Source organism: Janthinobacterium sp. DSP2-3-3 (assembly GCF_049897325.1).
In the GTDB taxonomy this organism is placed as follows: Bacteria; Pseudomonadota; Gammaproteobacteria; order Burkholderiales; family Burkholderiaceae_D; genus Janthinobacterium.
The window spans coordinates 180378-205210 of sequence record NZ_JAFCWA010000009.1 but is presented as its reverse complement, the minus strand read 5'-3'; the positions used below and the strand labels follow the sequence as shown (position 1 = coordinate 205210).

Annotated in this window: 26 protein-coding genes; 9 read left to right on the top strand and 17 right to left on the bottom strand. The window is 62.1% G+C overall.

The genetic code is table 11. The features are described from left to right. Positions 1 to 6 precede the first annotated feature (6 nt). A complete protein-coding gene (locus ACP7DE_RS19120) occupies positions 7 to 594 on the top strand; it encodes a DUF924 family protein (RefSeq protein ID WP_426073626.1) in 588 nt (195 codons plus the stop codon). A gap of 6 nt (positions 595 to 600) precedes the next feature. Beyond that, positions 601 to 1443 carry a Rossmann-like and DUF2520 domain-containing protein gene (locus ACP7DE_RS19115; RefSeq protein WP_426073558.1) on the top strand — a complete coding sequence of 281 codons (843 nt, stop codon included), beginning with the start codon at positions 601 to 603 and terminating at the stop codon, positions 1441 to 1443. A 1-nt stretch (position 1444) separates the two neighbouring features. On the opposite strand, the gene ACP7DE_RS19110 is transcribed toward ACP7DE_RS19115, so the two are convergent. Then, positions 1445 to 2899, bottom strand: a complete 1455-nt coding sequence (locus ACP7DE_RS19110) for a sensor domain-containing diguanylate cyclase (RefSeq protein WP_426073557.1) — start codon at positions 2897 to 2899, stop codon at positions 1445 to 1447. A gap of 297 nt (positions 2900 to 3196) precedes the next feature. On the opposite strand from ACP7DE_RS19110, the gene ACP7DE_RS19105 reads away from it, so the two are divergent. Next, entirely contained in the window at positions 3197 to 3559 is a 363-nt protein-coding gene (locus ACP7DE_RS19105) for a hypothetical protein (protein WP_426073556.1), read from the top strand. 129 nt (positions 3560 to 3688) lie between these two features. Here the strand turns inward: ACP7DE_RS19105 and ACP7DE_RS19100 are convergent, their stop codons facing one another. Next, positions 3689 to 4270, bottom strand: coding sequence for a molybdopterin-dependent oxidoreductase (locus ACP7DE_RS19100; protein WP_426073555.1), 582 nt, complete (start codon positions 4268 to 4270; stop codon positions 3689 to 3691). Positions 4271 to 4507: 237 nt separating this feature from the next. On the opposite strand from ACP7DE_RS19100, the gene ACP7DE_RS19095 reads away from it, so the two are divergent. Beyond that, complete coding sequence (locus ACP7DE_RS19095; RefSeq protein ID WP_426073554.1) at positions 4508 to 5089, top strand: porin family protein; 582 nt, start codon at positions 4508 to 4510, stop codon at positions 5087 to 5089. A gap of 82 nt (positions 5090 to 5171) precedes the next feature. Here ACP7DE_RS19095 and ettA read toward each other — a convergent pair whose 3' ends face one another. Both ettA and rarD read right to left on the bottom strand, forming a co-directional pair. Then, a complete protein-coding gene (ettA, locus tag ACP7DE_RS19090; RefSeq protein WP_426073553.1) occupies positions 5172 to 6842 on the bottom strand; it encodes an energy-dependent translational throttle protein EttA in 1671 nt (556 codons plus the stop codon). Positions 6843 to 6938: 96 nt separating this feature from the next. Beyond that, positions 6939 to 7820, bottom strand: a complete 882-nt coding sequence (gene rarD, locus ACP7DE_RS19085; protein ID WP_426073552.1) for an EamA family transporter RarD — start codon at positions 7818 to 7820, stop codon at positions 6939 to 6941. A 238-nt stretch (positions 7821 to 8058) separates the two neighbouring features. On the opposite strand from rarD, the gene ACP7DE_RS19080 reads away from it, so the two are divergent. Continuing rightward, positions 8059 to 9936, top strand: a complete 1878-nt coding sequence (locus ACP7DE_RS19080) for a potassium transporter Kup (RefSeq protein ID WP_426073551.1) — start codon at positions 8059 to 8061, stop codon at positions 9934 to 9936. Positions 9937 to 10083: 147 nt separating this feature from the next. After that, positions 10084 to 10545, top strand: a complete 462-nt coding sequence (locus ACP7DE_RS19075; protein WP_426073550.1) for an FKBP-type peptidyl-prolyl cis-trans isomerase — start codon at positions 10084 to 10086, stop codon at positions 10543 to 10545. A gap of 66 nt (positions 10546 to 10611) precedes the next feature. Here ACP7DE_RS19075 and ACP7DE_RS19070 read toward each other — a convergent pair whose 3' ends face one another. The 3 genes from ACP7DE_RS19070 to ACP7DE_RS19060 all read right to left on the bottom strand — a co-directional run bounded on the left by ACP7DE_RS19070 (position 10612) and on the right by ACP7DE_RS19060 (position 12310). Then, positions 10612 to 11289, bottom strand: coding sequence for a diphthine--ammonia ligase (locus ACP7DE_RS19070; RefSeq protein WP_426073549.1), 678 nt, complete (start codon positions 11287 to 11289; stop codon positions 10612 to 10614). Continuing rightward, the gene (locus tag ACP7DE_RS19065; RefSeq protein ID WP_426073548.1) at positions 11286 to 11756 is read right to left on the bottom strand and encodes a GNAT family N-acetyltransferase; all 471 of its coding nucleotides are present in this window, start codon (positions 11754 to 11756) and stop codon (positions 11286 to 11288) included. The genes ACP7DE_RS19070 and ACP7DE_RS19065 overlap by 4 nt, the downstream gene beginning before the upstream one ends. A 128-nt stretch (positions 11757 to 11884) precedes the next feature. Continuing rightward, the gene (locus ACP7DE_RS19060; RefSeq protein ID WP_426073547.1) at positions 11885 to 12310 is read right to left on the bottom strand and encodes an organic hydroperoxide resistance protein; all 426 of its coding nucleotides are present in this window, start codon (positions 12308 to 12310) and stop codon (positions 11885 to 11887) included. Between the two features lie 283 nt (positions 12311 to 12593). Here ACP7DE_RS19060 and ACP7DE_RS19055 point away from each other — a divergent pair, with 283 nt between their 5' ends. Further along, entirely contained in the window at positions 12594 to 13859 is a 1266-nt protein-coding gene (locus ACP7DE_RS19055; RefSeq protein ID WP_426073546.1) for a sensor histidine kinase, read from the top strand. After that, entirely contained in the window at positions 13846 to 14628 is a 783-nt protein-coding gene (locus ACP7DE_RS19050) for a LytR/AlgR family response regulator transcription factor (protein ID WP_426073545.1), read from the top strand. The genes ACP7DE_RS19055 and ACP7DE_RS19050 overlap by 14 nt, the downstream gene beginning before the upstream one ends. 13 nt (positions 14629 to 14641) lie before the next feature. Here the strand turns inward: ACP7DE_RS19050 and ACP7DE_RS19045 are convergent, their stop codons facing one another. The 7 genes from ACP7DE_RS19045 to ACP7DE_RS19015 all read right to left on the bottom strand — a co-directional run bounded on the left by ACP7DE_RS19045 (position 14642) and on the right by ACP7DE_RS19015 (position 22248). After that, a complete protein-coding gene (locus ACP7DE_RS19045) occupies positions 14642 to 15685 on the bottom strand; it encodes a histone deacetylase family protein (protein ID WP_426073544.1) in 1044 nt (347 codons plus the stop codon). A 19-nt stretch (positions 15686 to 15704) separates the two neighbouring features. After that, positions 15705 to 17306 carry a glutamate--cysteine ligase gene (gshA, locus tag ACP7DE_RS19040; protein ID WP_426073543.1) on the bottom strand — a complete coding sequence of 534 codons (1602 nt, stop codon included), beginning with the start codon at positions 17304 to 17306 and terminating at the stop codon, positions 15705 to 15707. A gap of 215 nt (positions 17307 to 17521) precedes the next feature. Continuing rightward, positions 17522 to 18352, bottom strand: coding sequence for a peptide chain release factor N(5)-glutamine methyltransferase (prmC, locus tag ACP7DE_RS19035; protein WP_426073542.1), 831 nt, complete (start codon positions 18350 to 18352; stop codon positions 17522 to 17524). 11 nt (positions 18353 to 18363) lie between these two features. Continuing rightward, positions 18364 to 18834 carry a disulfide bond formation protein B gene (locus tag ACP7DE_RS19030; RefSeq protein WP_426073541.1) on the bottom strand — a complete coding sequence of 157 codons (471 nt, stop codon included), beginning with the start codon at positions 18832 to 18834 and terminating at the stop codon, positions 18364 to 18366. A 185-nt stretch (positions 18835 to 19019) separates the two neighbouring features. Next, positions 19020 to 20096 (bottom strand): peptide chain release factor 1, encoded by a 1077-nt coding sequence (gene prfA / locus ACP7DE_RS19025; protein ID WP_071079939.1) that lies wholly within the window; start codon positions 20094 to 20096, stop codon positions 19020 to 19022. Between the two features lie 95 nt (positions 20097 to 20191). Next, entirely contained in the window at positions 20192 to 21466 is a 1275-nt protein-coding gene (hemA, locus tag ACP7DE_RS19020) for a glutamyl-tRNA reductase (protein ID WP_426073540.1), read from the bottom strand. Between the two features lie 92 nt (positions 21467 to 21558). Beyond that, positions 21559 to 22248: a response regulator transcription factor gene (locus ACP7DE_RS19015; RefSeq protein WP_426073539.1), complete on the bottom strand. Its 690-nt coding sequence runs from the start codon at positions 22246 to 22248 to the stop codon at positions 21559 to 21561. A gap of 170 nt (positions 22249 to 22418) precedes the next feature. On the opposite strand from ACP7DE_RS19015, the gene ACP7DE_RS19010 reads away from it, so the two are divergent. Continuing rightward, a complete protein-coding gene (locus tag ACP7DE_RS19010) occupies positions 22419 to 22922 on the top strand; it encodes a hypothetical protein (RefSeq protein ID WP_426073538.1) in 504 nt (167 codons plus the stop codon). A gap of 3 nt (positions 22923 to 22925) precedes the next feature. On the opposite strand, the gene minE is transcribed toward ACP7DE_RS19010, so the two are convergent. From minE to minC, 3 genes are read right to left on the bottom strand one after another with little or no spacing between them, the layout of a single operon-like run. Then, positions 22926 to 23177 (bottom strand): cell division topological specificity factor MinE, encoded by a 252-nt coding sequence (gene minE, locus ACP7DE_RS19005; RefSeq protein WP_071079935.1) that lies wholly within the window; start codon positions 23175 to 23177, stop codon positions 22926 to 22928. Position 23178: 1 nt separating this feature from the next. Further along, on the bottom strand, positions 23179 to 23994 hold the full coding sequence (gene minD, locus ACP7DE_RS19000; protein ID WP_131689577.1) for a septum site-determining protein MinD: 816 nt from the start codon (positions 23992 to 23994) through the stop codon (positions 23179 to 23181). Positions 23995 to 24031: 37 nt separating this feature from the next. Continuing rightward, positions 24032 to 24781 (bottom strand): septum site-determining protein MinC, encoded by a 750-nt coding sequence (gene minC, locus ACP7DE_RS18995; RefSeq protein ID WP_426073537.1) that lies wholly within the window; start codon positions 24779 to 24781, stop codon positions 24032 to 24034. Positions 24782 to 24833: the final 52 nt, after the last annotated feature.

The window sequence follows — 24833 nt, the reverse complement described above, 5'->3', positions numbered from 1 at the left end:
AAAAGGATGGACATGGACGCACAGGCCCAAGGTGTACTCGATTTCTGGTTCCTGCCGCCGGATAACCCTGACTATGGCCAATCGCGCGTGGCATGGTTCCGCAAGGATGACGGCTTCGACGCGCAGATACGCGCGCGTTTCGGCGCGCTGATCGATGCCGCCATCGAGGGCGGCTTGCGCGCGTGGGACGCGACGCCGCACGGCGCGCTGGCGCGCCTTATCGTGCTCGATCAATTGACGCGCAATGTGTACCGCGGTACGCCGCGCGCCTTTGCCGGCGACGCCCTGGCGCTGGCGCTGGCCGTGTCGATGACTGAACAGCGTCTTGACCAGCAGCTGGCGCCGATGCTGCGTGCCTTCGCGTACCTGCCGTTCGAACACGCGGAAGACCTGGCCATGCAGGCGCGCGCGGTCGAGCTGTTCCAACTGCTGTCGCAGGCGCAGCCCGGTTTTGACGGCATGCTCGATTATGCGCAGCGTCACCAGGAAGTGATCGCCCGCTTTGGCCGCTTTCCCCACCGTAACGCCATTCTCGCTCGGCCCTCTACGCCGGAAGAAGTGGAATTCCTGCGCCAGCCCGGTTCCAGCTTCTAGGCAGCCATGGACGTTACCCTGAATATCATCGGCGCCGGCCATGTAGGCCGCGTGCTGGGCCGCCTGTTCGCCGGCGTGGATGGTACGCATGGCGGAAAAATCCTGGTGCAGGACGTGCTGACGCGCTCGATGGCGTCGGCGCAGGCGGCTGTGGATTTCATCGGCGCCGGCACCCCCGTCGCCAGCTATGCGGCCTTGCGCCGGGCCGACGTCACCATGCTGGCCGTGGCGGACGACCAGATCGGCCCGGCCTGCGCGGCGCTGGTGGCCGAAGGACGGCAGGCGGGCGCCATCGTGTTTCACTGCAGCGGCGCGCTGGCGTCCAACGTGCTGCTGACCGCTACGCAGGCCGGCGCATCGGTGGCCAGCGCGCACCCGATCCGCAGCTTTGCCGATCCGCAGCAGGTGGCCGCCACCTTTGACGGCACGTTTTGCGGCGTCGAAGGCGATCCACTGGCGCTGGCCTTCCTCACGCCGGCCTTGCATGCCATTGGCGCGCGTCCCGTGCCCATCGACCCCGCCGCCAAGACCCTGTATCACGCCGCTGCCGTGTTTGCCAGCAATTATCTGGTGACGGTGCTCGATGCCGCCCTGCGCGCCTACCAGGCGGCCGGCATTCCCGAGCCGGTGGCGCGCGAGCTGGCTCAGCCCCTGGTGACGGAAGCGGTGGCCAATGTGTTCCGTCTGGGGGCCGCGCCCGCGCTCTCCGGACCCATCGCACGCGGCGATGCGGCCACTGTGCAACGCCAGCAGCAGGCGGTGCAAAGCTGGGATGCCGCCACGGGCGAGTTGTACCGGGCGCTGGTGGCGCCCACGCAAGATCTGGCCAGGCGCAAGCGCGGGGGATGAGTCAGGCGGCGTGCACGCCGTTGCGTCCCTGCTGTTTCGCCTGATACAGGGCGCTGTCGGCGCGCGAAAAGAAGGCTGACTCGCTTTCGTCGGGCCGATATTCGGCCACGCCCAGGCTGATCGTCACGGGTTCCTGTGGCGCGGGCAGGCCGAAATCGTGCCGCTCGACGGCGGCGCGCAGGTTCTCCGCCACTTCTTCTGCTTTGGCCAGGCTGCAGTTATTCAGCAGCACCAGGTATTCCTCGCCGCCCCAGCGCGTGATGACATCGCTTTCGCGCACGGTGGCGCGCGCCACGTCGGCCACGCTACGGATGACCTTGTCGCCCCACAGGTGGCCATGGGTATCGTTGACGCGCTTGAAGAAATCGATGTCGAACAGGATGGCCGACATCGGTTGCGCCGTGCGCTTGGACAAAAGCATGGCGCGCTGGAACAGCAGTTCCAGCGATTGGCGGTTCAATAGCCCTGTCAGCGCATCCGTCGAGGCGATGCGTTCTATGCGGCGCTGGTAGCGGTTCACCGTCAGCAAGGTCAGCACCAGTACCAGCAGGGTCACGCCAAAGCTGATGGCCAGATTCAGGATGAACACGCGCTGCAGCGACTTGACTTCGTCGCTGACATTCTGCTCGACCACCAGGTACCAGCCCAGCTCGGGAATGAAACGCGAGTTGACGAGGATTTGCGCACGGCCCAGCTGGTACGACAGATGCGTCGGCGTACTCTGGTGGTTGATGATCTGGTCGGCAATAGCGCTCACGCCGGGCAGGTTGCGGATGTTGCCGTGCCCGTTGCGCATGGTCTTGCCCGCCAGTACCAGGGTGCCGGCGCCGTCGACAAAATAGATGTTGCGGTGGAAGCGCGCCTGGTAGCGGTCGAGGATGTTGCTCATGGTGGCCAGGGTCAGGCCGATGCCGGTGGCACCGATGAACTGGCCTTCATAGTCGTAGACGCGGTGGTTGATGAAGATGGTCATGCTGTCGCGGTTGGCCATGTCCACGTCGACATTGGTTTCATAATCGGTACTGTCCATGGCGCGCACGCGGTAGTACCAGATGTCGCGCTTCGCTTCCGGGCTGACGGATTTCAGGGTGCCTTCGGCAAAATAATATTTGCTGCTCTTGTCCGAAACGAGAAAGCTGGTGATGGCGCCGTATTTCTTCTTGACTTCGGCCAGGTAGCGCACGATCTGTTCCGGCTTGTTTTCGCCGGCGAGTATCCAGTCGCGCACGAAGGTGTCGTGCGCCATCAGCGACGAGATGAAGACGGGGCGCAGCATGTCTTTCTGGATTTCGGAATAAATATTGTCGCCTGTTAAAGGCAAGGTCTGGTCGGCGATGCCATGCTCGATGGCCTGGCGCGACGCCAGATAGCTGGCCAGGCTGGTGGCCATGAAGCCCGCCCCCAGGATCAGGGTCAGGAGGATAAGCAGGCGGTACTTGATCGACAGAAGGCGCATGGGTACGAGGGTAGGCAGGCCAGGGCACGCGGATATTGGCTCAGGCCGCGAGGCCGGGGCAATCTTTACGCAAGCCAAAAGTATGCAGCAGGCCGGGTATTGACGCAATGATAACTGGCTTTATTGATAATTTACGCTGGTGTACGCGACAAGATAACCACGACTTACCAAATAAAAGTACCGATTTGTCGACAAAGATGCAAATTAGCAATAAGATTTGACGAGGGGGATCATTGCGCACCACCCCTGTCTTGCCGCACGTTTTCGGCGCAGGACACCACGCGTAGGGAGTGTTGTATGTTATTTTTAAAGAGTACGTCTGTCAGCAAGGCCCCCGGCATTTATGAAGTCGATATCGCCGCCAAACCACCGGGCAAGACCTTTGGCATTTTTCTTGCCACCGACCCCGATCATCCACCACATGCCTTGTTGGGGCAATTGAAGGCGCTCGGCTACGAGAATACCTATAGTTCGCCCTACCTGCACAAGGATCAGGGCAAGGTGCTGGACCTGCATTTCCAGAAGGATGGCACGGATATCTTCAAGGGCTGGAAAACCGAGGAGTGCACGCACAACCTGGCGGCCATCACGGCCTTGTTCGAGGAACACGGCATCACCATCGCGCCACGTGTCATGTCGATGGCCGAAGCTTACGCTTAAGCGCCTGTCAGAACCTACTGCGCGTCGGTATAGGCGGCCTGCGATGCTCACCGTACTAAAGTACGGTTGCGCTTCTTAGCCACCTCTCGCTTCCGCTCGCTACGGTTTTGTTTGGCGTTGTAATCTGCTTCAAGCTGTCTCTACGCCGATGTGATACAGCGCCCACGGGCAGTTGGCGAAACGTTCGGCCAGGGGCAGTGCCGCCACGGCCGCGATGCGGTCGGCATCATGGATCGCCCACAGCGGCCCCAGACCGCCCAGCGCCATCGTCTGTCCGTCCAGATGGGTGGCGACAATAAAACGCTGCGCGCGCGCCTGCGCCACGGTCAGCGCCGCCGCATAGCCGTCCACGGCGCGCAGTAGCAGGCGTACCTCATTTTCCTCTGGGGTGCCGGCCGCCTTCAAGACATCGACCAGCAGCGGTCCGCGTAGGGCGTGCGCCTTGCCATCGTATTCCAGGGTGGGGTAGATGGTGCGCGCAGGCAAGTTCGTCAGCGCCGCAAAGTCGAATGCCCGCGCCCGCTCAAAACTGATTTTCTGCTTGTGCATCATCTGGTCGCGCACCGCGTCGAACGGGCCCCGGTTAGGCTTGGCTATGCTGCCAGTGATGGTCAGCAGGGCCGGTCCGCGCAGACTGGCGGGCGCCGCCCGACCCAGGGTGGGCAGCGCAGTGGCCGCCATGGCGGCGGCGAGAAACTGGCGTTTTTGCATGGACCTCTCCTCTTGATTTGAAAATCGCTAATGCTCTTAAGTCTATCTTAAGTTCGCTTAACAGGGCGCATTTTGACGTTATTGTCAGTTTGCAATGTCAGCTTACATCTTGTCACAGTTCTTACGGAATGCAGAAAGACGTAGTTTTTTTCGGCTGTTATTGTGTAGTCATCGCACTTCGCTGAACTGCGAATCCAGGCATGAATCTAGGCACACTAACTAATTGAGAGAAAGAACATGATGAAGAAGAAAATCCTGTTTGCAATGATCGCTTCCGTTACCGCACTGACCGGCATGAGCGCCGCACACGCTGAAGGCGCCTATGTGGGTGCCGGCATCACAGGCAATCGCTACAATTTTGATATTCCTGGCGCCACCAGCGCCGATAATCACAGCGGCTACAAGGCAGGCGCCAAGGTCTTCGCCGGTTACGATTTCGACAAAACCTGGGCGGTCGAGGGCGGCTACGCCGATTTCGGCAGCAAGGATTACAGCTATGTCACGGGCGCCGGCAACGGTTCCGTGAAAAGCGATTCGCACGGCTACTACCTGGCCGGCAAGGCCAGCATGCCGGTGAGTGATAAAGTGGGCGTGTTCGGCAAGCTCGGTGTGGCCAAGGTCAAGAATAGTTTGAGCGGCACGGGCCTGTCGACCGGCATCAGCGGCAACGACAAGACGGGCGTATACGCTTCCGTCGGTGCCCAGTACGCGATCAACGAGAAAGTCTCGCTGACGGCGGAAGTGGAACATTTCGGCAAGAGTGCCGACCAGGGCCGCAAGGCTACCGGCCTGGCGTTAGGCGCACGCTACAACTTCTAATGGTTTAGAAGTGGTTTAGAAGTTTGCTGAAAAAAAGGCAGTTACCGTGAGGTAACTGCCTTTTTGCATGGCCAGACGTCAATTACGTTGTCAGAGGTTTGTAGCGAATACGTTTTGGTTTCGCACCTTCTTCGCCCAGGCGTTTTTTCTTGTCCGCTTCGTACTCTTGATAGTTGCCGTCAAAGAAACTCACTTGCGAGTTGCCTTCGAAGGCCAGGATGTGCGTGGCGATACGGTCGAGGAACCAGCGATCATGCGAAATGACCATCACGCTACCAGCAAATTCCAGCAGGGCGTCTTCCAGCGCGCGCAGGGTTTCCACGTCCAGATCGTTCGACGGCTCATCGAGCAGCAGGACGTTGCCGCCCGCCAGCAAGGTTTTTGCCAGGTGCAAACGTCCACGTTCACCGCCGGACAGGTTGCCGACGATTTTTTGCTGGTCGCCACCCTTGAAGTTGAAACGGCCCAGATAGGCGCGCGACGGCATTTCGAAGCGGCCCACGGTGAGCATGTCGGCACCGCCGCACACATCCTGGAAGACGGTCTTGCTGTCCGACAGCGAGTCGCCGCGATTCTGGTCGACGATGGAGACGCGCGCCGTCTGGCCGAGGGCTACTTCGCCGCTGTCCGGTTGTTCCTGGCCCGTGATCATCTTGAACAGGGTCGACTTGCCGGCGCCGTTGGGGCCGATGATGCCGACGATGGCGCCGGCCGGGATCGTGAAGCTCAGGTCGTCGATCAGCAGGCGGTCGCCGAACGCTTTCGATACATTTTTGAACTCGATGACCTCATTGCCCAGGCGTTCGGCCACGGGAATGAAGATTTCCTGCGTTTCGTTGCGCTTCTGGTATTCGTGCTCGGACAGCTCGTTGAAGCGGGCCAGGCGGGCCTTCGACTTGGCCTGGCGCGCTTTCGGGTTCTGGCGCGACCATTCCAATTCCTTCTGCAGCGCCTTCTGGCGCGCCGATTCCGTCGATTCTTCCTGCTTCAGGCGGGCTTGCTTCTGCTCCAGCCAGGTCGAGTAATTGCCTTTCCATGGAATGCCGCTGCCGCGGTCCAGCTCCAGGATCCACTCGGCTGCATTGTCGAGGAAATAGCGGTCATGGGTGATGGCCACCACGGTGCCGGGGAAGCGCAGCAGGAATTGTTCCAGCCAGTCGACCGATTCTGCATCCAGATGGTTGGTTGGCTCGTCGAGCAGCAGCATGTCGGGCTTGGACAGCAGCAGCTTGCACAGCGCCACGCGGCGCTTTTCACCGCCGGACAGCACGCCGATGGTGGCATCCCATGGCGGCAGGCGCAGCGCGTCGGCGGCCATTTCCAGCTGCAAATTCAAATTGCCGCCATCGGAAGTCGAGATGATCGCTTCCAGGCGCGCCTGTTCCGTGGCCAGGGCGTCGAAATCGGCGTCTTCCTCGGCATATGCGGCGTACACGGCTTCCAGCTTGGCTTGTGCTTCAAATACTTCGCCCAGGCCCGACTCGACTTCCTGGCGCACGGTTTTTTCCGGGTCCAGCTGTGGTTCCTGCGGCAGATAGCCGATGTTCAGGCCCGGCATCGGCACGGCTTCGCCCTGGATGTCGGTGTCGATGCCGGCCATGATTTTCAGCAGGGTCGATTTGCCGGAGCCGTTCAGGCCCAGCACGCCGATCTTCGCGCCTGGGAAGAAGGAGAGGGAAATATCTTTCAGAATCTGGCGCTTGGGCGGGACGATTTTGCCCACGCGATTCATGGTGTAGACGTAATTTGCCATTAGAAATCTCGGGTGATATACAAAGACGGACAGGATACGGTAAACGCCCGCTTCCGGCCAGCGTTGCGCGCTGCGGAACGGGCGCCAGGGGGGTACTTAGGCGGCGCGCGCCTTGCGGGCCATCCACAGCCCCTCGGCCGCGTACAGGGCCAGCGCCGTCCAGATGACGAGGAATCCCAGCATGCGTTCGCGCGTGAACGATTCGTGGAAGACCCACACGCCGATGAGTAACTGGCCCGTGGGGGCAATATATTGCAGCAAACCCAGTACGGCCAGCGGCAGGCGGCGCGCGCCGGCAGCAAACAGCAGCAGGGGAATGGCCGTGATGGGGCCGGACGCCAGCAGCAGCGCGCGCGTGGCGGAAGAGTCAGTATTGACGAAGCCGCTCTGGCCATGCCAGCCCAGCCACAGCATGTAGGCCAGTGCCAGGGGGAATAAAATCAATGTTTCAAACGACAGGCCTTCCAGCGCACCCAGCGCGGCCGTCTTGCGCAGCAAGCCATAGCCGCCGAACGTGGCTGCCAGTAGCAGGGCGATCCAGGGCACCTGCCCGCCTTGCCATGTGAGCCAGGCCACGCCGCAGGCGGCCAGGCCGATGGCCAGCCACTGCAGGCGGCGCAGGCGCTCGTGCAGCAGCAAAAAACCCAGCATGACGTTGACCAGCGGCGTGATGAAGTAGCCGAGGCTGGCGTCGACCACATGGCCGTTGTTGACGGCCCAGATATAGATGAACCAGTTGGCGGAGAGTAAAAATGCACTGGCGACGAAGCTGGCCACGACCCTGGGCTGCGCTTTCAGGCTGCCCAGCCAGCTCCACTGGCGGCGCACGGTCAGTACGATGCCTAGAAACAACAGCGACCAGACCATGCGGTGCGCCAGGATTTCCTGCGGTGCGATCTCATCGATGGCATGGAAATACAGGGGGAACAGGCCCCAGCACAGGAAGGCGAGGGAAGCGTAGAGCATGCCTGGATTCATAATGAGGTACGCTGGAGAGTAGACAGTCTGTCATTATGGCTGAAAACACCGCGAGCTGCCCGGCGCCGCCGGTGAAGCGTAGAATGGCAACAAATCTATGACCGCGAGCCCGCGCAGCAAGGCGGAGCGGCACAAAACCACGACCTTGGGGCAGCTGCGGAACCATGCGAAAATACTCTTGCTATTTGCTAATACCTATCATATTGTGCGATGCAACAAAACAAAAACGGGTGCAATCTTGACGTCGGAACATAAAAAAAGCAGCCTGGTCGGCCTGACACTGGCTGCCGTCGGCATTGTCTATGGCGATATCGGCACCAGTCCGCTGTACACCCTGAAGACGGTGTTTGACCCTGCGCACGGCCTGGCGGTCACGCATAACAATCTGCTGGGCATCGTCTCGCTGATTTTCTGGGGCCTGACCCTGATCGTCTCGCTCAAGTACGTGACCCTGGTGTTGCGTGCCGACAACCGGGGCGAGGGCGGCATCATGGCCCTGATGGCGCTGGTGCTGTCATCTGTCAGTAAGTCGTCGCGCTGGCATGTGCCGCTGATGGTGATCGGCGTCTTTGGCGCCACCCTGTTCTATGGCGACAGCGTGATCACGCCGGCCATTTCGGTGCTATCGGCCATTGAAGGTCTGGAAGTGGCCACGCCTGCCTTCAGCCCGTATGTGGTGTGGCTGACGATCGCCGTGCTGGTGGCGTTGTATTCGGTGCAGTCGCACGGTACGGCCGGCATCGGCCGTTTCTTCGCTCCCATCATGGTGATATGGTTTGTCGCGCTGGCCTGCATGGGCGTGGTCAACATCATCAAGTCGCCAGCCATCCTGGCCGCCGTCAATCCCCTGCACGCGGTGGCTTTCCTCTTGGACAATGGCCGCATCGCCTTTCTGTCGCTGGGCGCCGTGGTGCTGGCACTGACGGGCGCCGAGGCCTTGTACGCCGACATGGGCCATTTCGGCAAGAAGCCGATCCGCATGGCCTGGTTCCTGATCGCCTTCCCCGCGCTGGCGCTGAATTACCTGGGCCAGGGCGGGCTGCTGCTGGCGCACCCGGAAGCCATTTCCAATCCGTTCTACCAGCAGCTGGGCGCCTGGAGCGTGTATCCGCTGGTGATTTTGTCGACCATGGCCACCGTGATCGCCTCGCAGGCGACCATTTCCGGCACCTTCTCGATGACCAAGCAAGCCATTGCGCTGGGCTTCCTGCCGCGCATGCGCGTGCGCCACACGTCGGAAAGCGAAATCGGCCAGATTTACATTCCTGCCGTGAACTGGCTGCAGCTGGCCGTCGTGCTGATGGCCGTGGTCGGTTTTGGCTCGTCGGAAAAGCTGGCCGCCGCCTACGGCATCGCCGTCACGGCCACCATGCTGGCGACCACCATCCTGACCTTCTTCGTCATCCGCTACCGCTGGAAGATGAATTTACTGCTGTGCTGGGCTGCCACCGGTTTCTTCCTGATCATCGATGTCAACCTGTTCGCGGCCAGTTCCCTGAAACTGTTCCACGGCGGCTGGTTCCCGCTGCTGCTGGGCGCCGTCCTGTTCATCATCATGCTGACCTGGAAACGGGGCCGCCAGCTGGTCTTCCTGAATCTGGAAAAACATGCGATCCCGCTCAACGAATTCCTCTCGTCGCTGTTCATCGCGCCGCCGCTGCGCGTGCCCGGCACGGCCGTCTTCCTGCGCGGCGAAACGGATGGCGTGCCGCATGCGCTGTTGCATAACTTGCTGCACAACAAGGTGCTGCATGAGCGGGTGATTTTCCTCACTGTCTTCATGCATGAAGAGCCGTGGGTGACGCCATCCGAGCGCGTGCGCGTGGTGGAGCTGGGCCACCAGTGCTACCAGGTTAATGTGTATTACGGCTTCAAGGATGAACCGGATATTCCGGCTGCGCTGGCGCAATGCGCCGAGCAGGGAATGGATTTCGAGATGATGGAAACGTCGTTCTTCATTGCGCGCCAGACCATCATCTCGACGCCGGGGGCCGGCATGATGCCATGGCGCGAGCACCTGTTCGTCACCATGTCGCGCAATGCGCGCACGGCGGCCGACTACTATCAGATCCCGAGCAACCGGGTGATCGAACTGGGCACGCAGGTGGAAATCTAGATATTGTGGCAACGTTGTATCGTTGCACCACTTAGCGCCGTGCTTACGTCTGCTTACAAATGGGGCCGGCGACACCTGTTAAACTGCAGCCCGTACCGGTCCGCACCGTACGGGCCTCAGTCACACACCAATATTTGAAGGGAAACCATGAAATCGGTATTTCAATTGATCGCCACACTCGCTTGCGCCGTGGCCCTGACCGCTTGCGGCGCTGCTGCCAACACCGAGAAGCCGGTCGTGCTCGACCCGAATACGCAGGTGAAGGAATTCACCTTCCCCGACGTGGTGGTTGGCACCGGCACGACGGCGGCAGCGGGCGATACCCTGGACGTGCTTTACACGGGCTGGCTGTATGACGCAAGCAAGCCGGGCAACAAGGGTACGCAGTTCGATGCGAACCAGCCGGGCGCCGCCTTCCCTTTCCCTCTGGGTATCGGTCAGGTCATCCTGGGCTGGGACCGCGGCCTGGTCGGCATGAAGGTTGGCGGCACCCGCATCCTGTCCATTCCGTATGACCTGGGCTATGGCAAGGCGGGTAAGCCGCCGTCGATTCCCGGCTACGCGGGCTTGCTGTTTGAAGTCAAGCTGGTCGGCGTGACAAAAAAATAGGCACGCGCAGGGCACAGGGACAAAGGGCGATTCCACGGAATCGCCCTTTTTGCTTTGGCGGCCCCTTTATACCTCAGGCGGGGCTAGTTCCTGGAAGTAATAGGTGGCGCCGCCCAGATCGGCCGGCGCGTCATAGTGCAGCACCTGCGTGCGGCGCAGTGCCACCGGTGCGCTGAAGGCGGGACCATCGTAGACGAAGGTGTGGAATTCGCCGTTTTCGCCGCAGGCGTCGACGCCGGGCGGCAGGTCGGCCAAAAAGGCGGCGTCGAACTCGCGCCCGCAAAATTCGCGTGGCAGGTGCTGGCCATTGATGCACACGACGATGGCCTTGAAGCCGGCGGCGAGAAATTCATCGACCAGCGCGCGCCGCGCTTCGCCCCACAGGGGCAGGTGGGCCGTCAGGCCGGCCGCGGCGCAGACTTTTTCTTCCCAGTCGCGGTGCGGCTGCAAGTCGATGTCGCCAAACAGGGCGTGGGCTATGCCATCGTCTTTCGCCGCGCGCAGCATGGCGATGAATTGTTCCTCGTAGCTGGCCCAGCTGGCGTGATAGCGCTGCAGGCGCGCCCCCAGGCTGGCCGCCTGCGCTTCGAGCAGCTCGGGCGGCACGCCGTGCGAGCGCGATTTGCGGCCGTCTTCATCCATGGCCGTGATCAGCAGCGGCACGCGCATGCCGGCGTTGCGCGCGCGCCACAGGGCCAGGCAGGAATCCTTGCCGCCGCTCCAGGAAATGAGGGCCGTCGTCATCCTGCCGTCTGCGCCGCGCGCAGCATGTCGACGTGCTGTATGCCGTCTTCGTCGTAGGGCGCGCTGACGGTGACAAAGCCGAACGACTGGTAGAAGCGTTCCAGGTATTGCTGCGCGCCGATGCGGATGGCGTGACCAGGGTGAAGGCGTTCGGCGCGCGCGATGCCTTCCGCCAGCAGCCGCTTGCCGGCGCCCGTGGTGCGCGCTTCGGGCGCCGTCAGCACGCGGCCCAGCGACATTTCCACGTATTTGGCGCCGGGCGCCAGCACGCGCAGATACGCGCCCAGCAGACGCTGGCCATCGACCGTTTGCCAGCCCAGCAAATGCATGGCTTGCTGGTCATGGCCATCGAGGTCCGGGTAAATACACTGCTGTTCGATGACGAACACGCGCTGGCGCAAGGCCAGCACCTGGTACAAATCGTGGGGGCCGAGTTCGTCGAACGTGTTCCATTGCCAGGCGATCATGCGTACTCCGGAAAAATCAGGAAAAGAGCGCCATTCTAAAGGTACACGTGAAAAAAAACCGCACTGCCTTCATGGCAGTGCAGTTTTGATGGCAAAGCGCGACACGTAGCAACTTATGCCAGGTGTGCTCAGACGATCGTCAGGGTGACGTCGATGTTGCCACGCGTGGCGTTCGAGTACGGGCACACGATGTGGGCGGCGGCGACCAGCGCTTCGGCGGCGGCGCGCTCCATGCCTGGCAGCGAAATTGTCAGTTCCACTTCGATGCCAAAGCCCGTCTCGATGGCGCCGATGCCGACCTTACCTTCGATCGACAGGTCCGCAGGCAGGGCGATCTTGTCGCGGCCGCCGACGAATTTCATGGCGCCGATGAAGCAGGCCGAGTAGCCGGCAGCGAACAGTTGTTCCGGATTGGTGCCGACGGCGCCATTGCCGCCCAGTTCTTTTGGCGTGGTCAGCTTGACATCGAGCACATTGTCGGACGACACGGCACGGCCTTCGCGGCCTCCGGTGGCGGTAGCTACAGCACGGTACAGGACTTGTTTGATCGACATGATGGTTTCCTTGGTATAGATGAATAGGTAACTACTAAATAGTGTGCTACTTGTTTCGTGGACTGATGCCCAGGATGCCCGTCTGAAGAAGCGAGTGCGGCGTCCATGTGCTCAATATATATCGTGCGCTATTTAATTGCAAGCGATTTTATTTCGTGGCGGCGCACATTTGTGCTTTATTTTCTTGCCTTTGTCGCCAGTATTGCCCTTCCATCGCATAATGGCCACCGCCGCTGGCGCCGATTGCTATTCTTGGCCCACTTCTACGTTCCAGGGAAAAATCATGACTAGCCTCTTCTTTATCCTGCGCATCACTTTGGCCACGATGCTCACGTACATCATTGCCACCGTCCTCCTGGTCGAGAACTTCCTGCGTTTTATTTTCGGGCATACAGAAGGCTTCTTTGTCATCGTCGGTGCGCTGCTGGCCAGCGCCGTCATCACGAATGCGTTTTCGCACGTGCGGCGCGTGCGTCTGATCGCCGGCGTCGTCAATGCCAGCACCCTGTCGAGCCGCCAGCGGCGCCAGATCGAGATCCCGTTCGAGGCGGGCGAGGTGTTCGACATGATCGATGCGGCCATCCGCGAATTGCCGGGCAGCGAAGTGGTCGAAAGCGCGCGCGACAGCCTGCAGGTGCAGGCTAGAGTGCGCCGTGCGGCGCCCTACACGCACACGGGCTTGCCCCGTATGCGCCTGCTGGGTTTCCTCGAGCCGCGGCCGAACCAGATCCTCGCCACCGTCACGCCGAATGGCGAGGCGGGCAGCGTGACCCTGATCTGCGAGCCGGCGCGCAATGCCTGGACCGACTGGTTCCTCGTCGACCATGGCAGCAACCTGGAAAACGCGGAAGCGGTGACGCGAGCGATGACGCGCCGGGTGGCGCAGCGCCGGCGCGGCGAGCAGGCCGAGGCGCGCCAGACGGTGACGGAAAAGGAACTCACGGTGGCCAAGCTGAGCCTGCTGCACGCGCAGGTGGAACCGCACTTTCTGTACAACACGCTGGCCAGCGCGCAGCTGCTCACGCGCAGCGACCCGGTACGCGCCGACGAGATGCTGGGCAACCTGATTTTGTATCTGCGCCATTCGCTGCCGCGCATGGAGCAAGCCATGTCGACCCTGGGCACGGAGTTGGAACGTGCGCGCGCCTATCTCGATATCCTGAAAATCCGCATGGGTAACCGCCTGAACTTGCAGATTGAGGTACCGCACTACCTGCGCCAGGTAGAGCTGCCGCCGATGATGCTGCAAACCTTGGTGGAAAACGCCATCAAGCACGGCCTGGAGCCGAAGAGCGGCGGCGGCACCATCTGGATCATGGCGCGCAGCGGCGATGGCACGGTGATCGTCACGGTGGCTGACGACGGCAAGGGCTTCAGTGACGACGGTGCAGGCACGGGCATCGGCCTGCGCAATGTGCGCGAACGCCTGCGCCTGACCTACGGCAATGCCGCCGCGTTTTCCATCCTGGCCAATTTCCCCGATGGCGTGACGGCCACCATCACGCTGCCAGACAGCACGGCGCAAGGAGCCTCGTATGCATCAGCCTGAAATGACCTGCGTCATCGCCGAAGACGAAACCTTGCTACGCGATGCGCTGGTGGCCTTGCTGGCCGAAGAATGGCCGGCGCTGCGCATCGTCGCCGCCTGTGACGACGGCGGCACGGCGCTCGACGCCATCGCCACACGCAAGCCCGATATCGCCTTCCTCGATATCCGCATGCCGGGCCTGACAGGGCTGGAAGTGGCGGCCGGCGCGCTGGAAGCCAGTCCCGGCACCCAGGTGGTGTTCGTCACGGCCTACGACCAGTACGCGATCGATGCCTTCGACAACGGCGCCGTCGATTACTTATTGAAACCCATCGCCCGCGAGCGCTTGCAAGCGACCTTGCAGCGCCTGCAGGCGCGCGCCGGCAAGGCCCGGGCCGGCGACGGCGCGCTGGCCGGCCTGCTGCAGCAATTGAGCAGCGCCTTGCCGGCGGCGGCCAAGTCGCCGCCGCTGGTGTGGCTGACGGCCAGCAGCGGCAAGGATACGCGTTTGATCATGGTGGAAGACATCGCCTATTTTCAGTCCGATACCAAGTACACGGCCGTCATGACGGCGGACGGCGAGGCGCTGCTGCGCAAGCCGATACGCGAATTGCTCGATGTGCTAGACCCGGCCATTTTCAAACAGATCCACCGCTCCACCATCGTCAACATGAAGATGGTGGCATCCGTCACGCGCGACGAGGTGGGACGCGGCGTCTTGCGTCTGAAAACGCGGCCGGAAACCCTGGCCGTAAGCCAGCCGTTCATGGCCTTGTTCCGTAATATGTAGCGTTGTAAGACGCTTAATCAGCCGTCTCGAAGCCTTCGAGCACATTCACCACATTGATGCCCAGCTCCTTCACCGCATAGCCGCCTTCGAGGATGAAGGCGGTGGGCAAATTCAGATGCGCCAGGCGCTCGCCCACGCGCAGGTAGTCGCCGCTTTGCAGGGCGAAGTGCGACAGCGGGTCGCCAACGAAGGTGTCGACGCCCAGCGACACCACCAGCGCGTCGGGCGCGTACATATTGATGCGCAGGCAGGCCGTTTCCAGCGCGGCGAACCAGCTGGCCGTGGAGCTGCCGGGGGGGAGTGGCAGGTTGACGTTGTAGCCCGTGCCGACGCCGCTGCCCGTTTCATCGGCGTGCCCCAGGTAAAACGGATATTCGCTGCGCGGGTCTGCGTGGATGGAGGCGAACAGCACGTCGTCGCGCGCATAGAAAATGCTTTGCGTGCCGTTGCCGTGGTGGTAATCGATATCGAGGATGGCGACCCTGCGCGCGCCGTCGTCGAGCAAATGCTGCGCGGCCAGGGCTGCGTTGTTGAGGAAGCAGTAGCCGCCAAAGAAATCGCTGCCCGCATGGTGGCCCGGTGGGCGCGTCAGGGCAAACGTGGCGCGTTCGCCCAGGCGCAGCGCATGGGCCGCGTTGACGGCGCAGTCGGCGCCCGTCTTGGCCGCCGTCCAGGTGCCGGCCGTCAGCGGCGTGCCGTTGTCCATCGAGTACAGTCCCAGCTTGGCCGTGAAGTCGTCCGGTTCGATATCGCTGCGCAAGGTGCGCACGGGCCACACGGACGGCAGCGCGTCCTTGCCCGCGTTGTCCGGGTCGAGCGCCAGCCATTCGTGCCAGGCGTGGCGCAAAAAATGCAGGTAGCGGGGCGTGTGGATGCGCTCCAGCGACGTCAGGGGAACGCCGTGCGGCGTGACGATGCGCCCCAGGTTGCGCCGGCCCAGTTCGGCCACCACCATGTCGGCCCGTTCGGGTGTCTCGAAGCAGGGCACCATGGTGCCGCGAAACATTTCGAAGCGGCCCCGGTGCTGGCTGTGCAATTCATTGAAGAAGGTCAGCATCGGGGTGTTTTGCGCAAGGTCAGGTGTGCGAACACAGGGTGCTGGCGCGGTAGGCGGCGACGAAATCGTCGAAGCTGCCGGCGGGCGCCGCTTCCATGGCGCGCTGCTCGGCCAGCGAGCTTGCGGCCAGCTGGTCGAAATATGCGCTTTGTTCCGGCGTTGGCGGTTGCGCGCGGAAGTAGGCGGCGTGGCGCTCGCTCTGGCGCAGGCCGAAGGCGGCAAACGAGCCGCCATGGTCGCGCAGCTCTGCCAATACCTTTGCCGATGGCGTCGCGTCCGGGTCGGCCAGCTTGGCCGCCTGCGCCGCCAGGCTGTCCGCATGCGACGTGCCGCCTTGGCGCGCATCGAGCAGGGTCGCCACGGGGGCGATGCGCGCCAGCAGTTCCTCGCCCCACGCCCGCAGGGTGATTTCTTCGCCGTCCCGGCGCAAGGTCAGGCCCGGTGTGCGGCCTTCCTTGACGGTGCGCGCGAAATTGTGCGTGTAGCAGGCGCTTTGCTCGGCCGAGATGGGCGCGCTGTCGTCGAGCGCGCAGAACAGCAAAAAGGCGTCGAGGAAGCGGCCCGTTTCCAGGCTGATGCCGACCGGTTCGAACGGATCGACATCCATGCAGCGCACTTCGATGTATTGCACGCCGCGCAGGCACAGGGCCTGGATCGGGCGCTCGCCAGTGCGGATCACGCGCTTCGGGCGGATGGTCGAATAGTATTCATTTTCGATCTGCAGCACGTTGGTGGACAATTGAATCCACTCGCCATCTTTTTTTGTACCCAGCGCCGCATACGGCGGATACGGGTCGTTGACGGCGTGCGTCAGGGCGTTGACGTAATCATCGAGGCTGTTTTCGTGCGGGCGCAGGCCGGACTGGGCATCGTTCTGGTAACCGAGGTCGCTCATGCGCAGGCTGGTGGCGTAGGGCAGGAACAGGGTGTCGTCGGATAAGGTGTCGAGCTTGTGCGCGCGGCCGCGCAAGAAGCCGGCGGACAGGGCCGGCGAGGCGCCGAACAGATACATCAGGAGCCAGCTGTAGCGGCGGAAATTACGGATCGTCGCCAGGTAGCTTTCCGACTGCACGTCTTTTGGCGTGGCCGCCGCGTGGTGCGCGCTGGCGCTGGTGTCCGGATGGCTGGCCAGCACTTGCCACAGCTGCTCGTCGAGCGAATAGTTGTAATGGATGCCGGCGATGCATTGCATGGCCTTGCCGTAGCGCAATGCCAAGCCGCGCCGGTAGACGTGCTTGAGCATGCCCATGTTCGAGGTGCCGTAGTTGGCGATCGCTATGTCCGCTTCGGGCGGCAGCTGGCAGGGCATCGACTGGCTCCACAGCAATTCGTCGCCAAGGCGGCTGTAGGCATGGCGGTGCACGGTGTCGAGCTTGTCGAGCGTGACGGCGATGTCTTGTTCCGCCGGAGTGATGAATTCGAGCAGCGCTTCGGCGTAGTCGGTGGTGATTTCAGGGTGCGTCAGCGCCGAGCCCAGGACGGCGGGGTGGGGCGTAGAAGCCAGATGGCCGGCATGGTCGACGCGCAGGGTTTCACGCTCGATGCCGCGCAAGCCGCCCAGCAGCGCGCGGTTGGCATCTTCGGTCAGCAATGCCAGGCGGCGAGTCAACAGGTTGGGCAATTTGAGCTTCCTTTCTTGTGCAGCAGATAAATAATTTGTGCTGAGATTAACCGAATTTTGGCAAATGCGTCGGCGCCGGCCCAAAAAACGCCGCGTCGCCAGCGTCCGCCCCGGTGAATGGGGGCGGCGCTTCGGTCAGGAATTCGCTTGATATTTTAACAAACTGCGGAGCATCTGGCGCGTTGCTGGATCAAGCCCTGCGCACGTGGACAGGGTCAGCCCAGGCGGGCGCCGCTGACGCGCTCGATGCCGGCCAGGTCGCGCCAGCTTTGCACTTTGCTGTAGCCGGCATCGGCCAGCAAGCCGCGCACGGACGGCGCCTGGTCATAGCCGTGTTCCATCAGCAGCCAGGCGCCTGACGCCAGGTGGCGCGCGGCGCCGGAGACGATGGTGCGCAGGGCCGACAGGCCATCGGCGTGGTCGGTCAACGCACCGGCCGGCTCGAAGCGCAAATCGCCTTCGGCCAGGTGGCGGTCGCCGCTGGCGATGTAGGGGGGATTCGAGACGATCAGGTCGAATTTTTCCGTGCCCAGCGCTTCGAACCAGTCGCTGGCCATGAAGGTGATGTTGACGCCGTTGGCGCTGGCGTTGCGGCGTGCCACGGCCAGGGCCGCGCTGCTCACATCCAGGGCCGTGACGACGGCGTCCGGCCGCGTGTACGCCAGCGCGACGGCGATGGCGCCGCTGCCCGTGCCCATGTCGAGCACGCGTCCGCCGGGCGGCAGGCGCTCAAGCGCCAGTTCCACCAGCACTTCCGTGTCGGGGCGGGGAATCAGCACGGCGTCGTTCACTTCGAATGGCAGGCCGAAGAATTCGCGTTGGCCGACGAGATAGGCGATTGGCTCGCCTTGCAGGCGGCGCGCCAGCAAGGCCGATAAGCGCTCGGATTCTTCGGTAGTGAGCACACGCTCCGATTGCGTGATCAGCGAGACGCGCGACAGGCCCAGCGCGTGGCCCAGCAGGATGCGGTTGTCGAGCGGGTCGAGCAACGGACGGATTTGCAGGGTGCCGACAGTGCTGCCGGCGGGGATCAGTGTTTCTGGCATGGTGCTTTCAATTATTTCTGACGGCGCAACAAGGTCCACAGCAGGCCGACGCTAAAAATGGCAAACCAGATGAACGCCCATTGCGGAATCGACAGGCCGAAAAACGGCTCGCCGGCGTTTTCGCAGGCGCCATACGATTCAAACATGAAGGGCATGACTTGCGCCGTGAAAATCTTGTTCAGCGCCGTTTCCACCGGATCGATGCCGCACGAGAAGCCGGGATGCGCCAGTACGTATAAATGCTTGGCGCCCACGCCCAGGCCGCCCAGGGCGGCCAACAAGCCGACGCTCGCGCCGATTTTCGGCCGGTTGGCCGCCGCGCCAGCCAGGCAGGCGATGCCGATGGCGAGGAACAGGTAGCGCTGGATCACGCACAGCGGGCACGGCGCCATGTTCATGGCATGCTGCAAATACATGGCCACGCCCAGCATCAGGAAACACAGGGCGGCGATCGATAGGAGGACGGTGCGTGAATTTTTCATGGGCGACACGGTGAGGTGGATGGAAGCGAGCTGGTCATTTTCGCACAAGGCCGGTTTTTTATTGCTTAGCCCCTACTTAAACCCTTGATCTGGCTGGATGCTTTCAAAAGTGTTCAGGGCAAGGCGCAGCGCCGCAGGCAGTACGAACGTACGGCCAGGCGATGCAACGCCGCCATGGACGCTTTTTAATCGCCCAGGGCAGCCAACAGCTCGGCTTGGTGTTCCGCCGCCAGCGCATTCGTCAAGTCCGTCAAATCCCCGTCCATGATGAAGTCCAGCTTATACAAGGTCAGGTTAATGCGATGGTCCGTCAGGCGGCCCTGCGGGAAATTATAAGTGCGGATGCGCTCGCTGCGGTCGCCCGAGCCGATCAGGCTCTTGCGCGTGGCCGCTTCTTTTGACTGCTGCTCGCGCAGCTGCACGTCCTTGATGCGCGCGGCCAGCACTTTCATCGCTTGCGCCTTGTTCTTGTGCTGGCTGCGGTCATCCTGGCATTCGACGACGATGCCGGTGGGCAAGTGGGTAATGCGCACGGCCGAATCCGTCTTGTTGATGTGCTGTCCGCCCGCGCCCGAGGCGCGGTAGGTGTCGATGCGCAAGTCGGCCGGGTTGATGTTGACGTCTTCCACTTCGTCCGCTTCCGGCATCACGGCCACCGTGCAGGCGGACGTGTGGATGCGGCCCTGGGTTTCCGTTGCCGGCACGCGCTGCACGCGGTGGCCGCCCGATTCGAATTTCAGTTTTGAATACGCTCCGTTTCCGACCACGCGCACGATCACTTCGCGGTAGCCGCCCAGGTCGGAGTCGGACGACGATACCAGCTCCACCTGCCAGCGGTTGCGCTCGGCAAAGCGCGAGTACATGCGCAGCAGGTCGCCGGCGAACAAGGCGGATTCATCGCCGCCCGTGCCGGCGCGAATTTCCAGGAAGATATTGCGCTCGTCATTGACATCCTTCGGCAGCAGCATGGTTTGCAATTCGCGTTCCAGGCGCGCCATGGTGGCTTTCGCCGCCTCGATCTCTTCCTGTGCGAATTCCTTCATGTCCGGGTCGCCCAGCATCTCTTGCGCCGTGGCGATATCGTTGCCCGCTTCCTGATAGGAATGGTACAGCGCCACCAGCGGGCCCAGTTCGGCGTGCTCGCGCGTCATCTTACGGTAGCTGTCCATGTTCGACGTGGCGTCCGGGTGCATCAACAGTTCGTCAAGTTCGACCAGGCGGTTCGCCAGTTGATCGAGTTTGCCCAGCATGGATGGTTTCATAGCGATTCGCGGTAAAAGAGTGTAGGGATGCTGCGGGTCCGGCAAGCCCGGCAGGCGGGCAGGGGGCGGCCGCGCGGGCGGCCAGCGGGGCTGCGCTAACGGCGGGGGCGGAACAGTTTCGGCAGCAGGGTGACCAGCTGCTTGCGCTCGTCGCCCTGCGCATGGTGCAGCGCCTGCTGCGGACCGTGCAGGAACTTGGCCGTCAAGCCTTTCGACAGTGCTTCCAGCACGGCATCGATGTCGGCGCCCTTGGCCAGCATCTTGCGCGCCCGTTCCACTTCCATCAGGCGCAGCGCTTCGCTGTTTTCATGCAAATGCTGGATGACGGGCACCATGGCGCGGTCGTCGACCCAGCTCATGAACGACTGCACGCGCGTCTCGATGATGACCTCGGCTTGCGCCACGGCCGCTTGGCGGCTTTCCATGCCCGTCTGCACGACCTTGCCCAGGTCGTCGACCGTGTACAGGAAGACATCGTTCAGGCGGCCCACTTCCGATTCGATGTCGCGCGGCACAGCCAGGTCGACCATGAACATGGGCTTGTGGCGGCGTGCCTTGATGGCGCGCTCGACCAGACCCAGGCCCAGCAGCGGCAAGGACGACGCCGTGCACGAGATGACGATGTCGAACTGGTGCAGCATTTCTGGCAGGTCGGCCAGGCGGATGGCCTTGCCATTGAAGCGGTGCGCCAATTCCTCGCCCCGTTCCATGGTGCGGTTGGCAATGGTGATGCTTTTAGGATTTTGCGCGGCAAAGTGCGTGGCGCACAATTCAATCATTTCGCCGGCGCCGATGAACAGCACGTTCTGCTCGGCAATCTTGTCGAAGATGCGCTGCGACAGGCGTACGGCCGCAGCCGCCATGGAAACGCTGTGGGCGCCGATTTCCGTGCTGCTGCGCACTTCCTTGGCGACGGAAAAACTGCGCTGGAACAATTGGTGCAGATACGTGCCCAGGCCGCCGACCTCGTCTGCCGTGCGGATGGCATCCTTGATCTGCCCCAGGATCTGCGTTTCGCCCAGCACCATCGAGTCCAGCCCGGAGGCGACGCGGAAGGTGTGGCGCACGGCATCGTGCTGCGGCAGCATATATAAGTGCGGGCGCAGCTCGCTGTAGTTGAGCTTGTGATAATCGGCCAGGAAATGCGCACCCGCGTCGAGCGGATTGGGTACGTGGCTGGCCGCATACAGCTCGGTGCGGTTGCACGTCGAGAGGATGGCCGCTTCGTCGTTGTCGCGCAGGTCGATGCGCTGGAACCAGGTACGCGCCGCCATCACCGCCTGACCCAGATGCTCAGGCGCAAACGCCAGCTGTTCGCGGAGCGACACTGGGGCGGTGGTATGGTTGAGGCCGACGGCGAGCAGTTGCATTTCAGGGCTGTTGGGAATTCTTATGCCGACATTATAGCGCCTTGTGCCCGCTCTTTGAGCAGTTCGTCTGTTTTCGTCCGGATGCGTGGGCGTCACCCGCCCAGTTTTTCCAGGCGATAACCATAACTGTAGACGGGCACCAGGCGGTAGCCGTGTTCCGGTTTCAGTTGCAGCTTGTTGCGCACGCGCGAGACGTGGGTATCCATGGTGCGCGAGGGCAGGGCCGTATCGCGCTGCCACACGGCTTCATGGATGTAGGCGCGCGACAGGGGACGGCCCAGGTTGCGGAAAAACAGCAGCGCCAGGGCAAATTCCTTGTGCGTCACGTCCAGCACTTCGCCATCGCGCAGCAGGCGACCGGGGCGGGTTTCAAACGTATACTGACCGAATTGCAAGTACTCGGCGCCATTCTGCGCCGGGTAGGCCACGCGCAGCAGCGCCTGGGTGCGCAAGGTCAGTTCGCTGCGCCGCAAGGGCTTGATCATGTAGTCGTCGGCGCCCGCCGTCATGCCGGCCACCACGTCATCTTCGCCTGAGCTGTTGGTCATAAACAACACGGGCGCCTTCGGCGCCAGTTTTTCCCTGGCCCGGCGTAATACTTCCGCGCCATCCAGATCGCTCACATGCCAGTCGAGGATGAGCATGTCGCAACTGTCCTTGCGCAATTGCCCCAGCATTTCCTTGCCACTCTGAAACTCGTGGCAAGCGTGGCCGGCGGCGGTGAGCACCTGGCAGATCAGTTCTGCCTGACTATGATCGCTATCGAGTACGGCAATTCGCATAATGGGCTGGAATGTGTAGCAACAAACAGACGGTCCGCTCTGCTTATCGTAATGTTAAGGAATGCTCAAGTGAAATATAACAGAGATTGCCATTGTGTCCAGTGAAATCAACGGCCACATTCTTTACGTTACACTTGTTCATCTACCCCCTTATTAGTGGAGAAACGCGCATGGCAGACAAGAGCAGCACCGATTGGACCCTGATACCGGCCAGTCGTGCCGAAATCGAGCAAGTGCGCGAGCGTTGCCGGCGCCTGGTGCAGCGGCGTGCCTTGATGTCGGCGGGCGCCTCGGCCATCCCCATTCCCGGCATCGACCTGATGTCGGATGTCGGGTTGTTTTCCATGCTGATCAACGATATCAATCACGAATTCGGCCTCACGCCCGAACAGATCGAGCGTCTCAACCCGCAGTTCAAGATGATGGCCTACCGCGCGGCGGTGGGCATGGGTGGCATGTTGGTGGGAAAACTGGTGTCGCGCGAACTGATCCTCCAGCTGCTCAAGCGCAGTGGCGTCAAGATTGCCACCAAGCAGGTGGCGCGCTTCGTGCCGTTTGCCGGCCAGGTGGTGGCGGCAGCCATCGGCTACGCCGTGTTCCGCCAGATCGGCAACCAGCACGTGAATGCCTGCGCCGCGGTGGCGCAGGAATTGCTCACGGTCAGGCCGGATTAGGCGCTACGCGTCCGGCAGCACCACGTTGACGTCGAGCACCTCCAGGTTGCCCTGGCGGTCCAGCGAAATCTTGATGTCGTCGGCATTCACCTTGGTGTACTTGGAAATGACGGCGATCAATTCCTTGTGCAGGGCGGGCAGGAAGTCCGGACCACCGCGTCCGCTGCGTTCGCGGGCGATGATGATCTGCAGGCGTTCCTTGGCTGCGGTCGCCGTCTTCGGCTTGGGGGGAAACAGGAAAGAAAGCAAGGCCATATCACTTCGCCCCAAAAATGCGCTGGAGTAATCCAGGCTTTTCATAGTTGGTAAAGCGCAGCTCGACATCTTCGCCGAGGAAACGCGAGACCACGTCTTCATAGGCTTGCGCCACGTCCGTCCCCTTGAAATGGATGGCGGGATTGCCCTGATTCGAGGCGGCCAGCACTTGTTCCGATTCTGGAATGATGCCCACCAGCGGGATGCGCAGGATTTCCTGCACGTCCTGGTAGGACAGCATTTCATCCGATTCCACGCGTTTCGGCGAGTAGCGGGTAATCAGCAAATGTTCCTTGACCGGCTCGCCGCCCGTCTGCGCGCGGCGCGACTTGGCTTGCAGGATGCCCAGGATGCGGTCCGAATCGCGCACCGATGACACTTCCGGGTTGGTGACGATGATGGCTTCATCGGCAAACGTCAGCGCCATCAGCGCACCATGCTCGATACCGGCCGGCGAATCGCAGATGATGAATTCGAAACCCATGTTGATCAGGTCGTTCAACACGCGTTCCACGCCTTCTTCCGACAGGGCGTCCTTGTCGCGCGTTTGCGAGGCGGGCAGGATGAACAGGTTGTCGCAGTGCTTGTCCTTGATCAAGGCCTGGTTCAGGCTGGCCTCTTTATTGATCACATTGATCAAGTCATACACGACGCGGCGCTCGCAACCCATGATCAGGTCGAGGTTGCGCAGGCCCACATCGAAGTCGAGCACGGCTGTCTTGTGGCCGCGCATGGCCAGACCAGTGGCAAAACTGGCGCTAGAGGTCGTCTTGCCGACACCGCCCTTGCCGGACGTCACAACAATAATTCTTGCCACAAATAATCCTTTTCAGATATCTCTTGAATTGTGCAGCTTAAGAGCGGTTCACGGGAGTGACCGGATTGACAGAGTGTATATCGATTCTGTCTCCAGCCAAACGAATTTGCGCGGGTCCGCGCGCCATTTCTGCGGGGAAACCATCCTCGAACGTGCGGTATACGCCGGCGATCGAGACCAGTTCCGGTTCCATGGCCAGCGCGAAGATGCGCGCCTGGGCATTGCCCGAGGCGCCGGCCAGCGCGCGGCCATACAGCGAGGAATACACATGGATGCTGCCGTCGGCGATGATTTCGGCGCCATTGTTGACGACAGCCGTGATGATCAGGTCGCAGCCGCGCGCGTAAATGCGCTGGCCCGCCCGCACGGGCGTGTCGATCACCATCACCTGCGCCTCGGCACCCGCTTGGGCGGCCGCCGTGGCGCTATCCTTCGGGCCATCCTTGGGCGGCGCATCGTCGCGCGTCTTGCCGCTGTCCAGACTCAAGCCTTGCGCCAGGATGGCGTCATGCATGTCGGCCGGCGCATTGCGCACGGCCACGGCATTCAAGCGGTATTTTTTCAGCAGGGCCACGAGGGCGGCCCAGTCGATGGGCACGCTGCCGGGCGGTAAGGCAGCCACGTCCAGCACGGCCAGGTCGTCCTCGAAAAAGTCCGCCACGCCCCCCGTCATGTCGCGCAAGGCGGCATCGAGTGCCTGCGTATCGGCGCTATGCATAATGGCGGAGACAGCAACGACGGTGGAAATCTTGATTTCGATAGGCTTCTGCGACGGGCTTTTGGACATAAACATTTATCAAAGTGAAACTGCGGCAGGCCAACTGTTCCGTACGGCAACA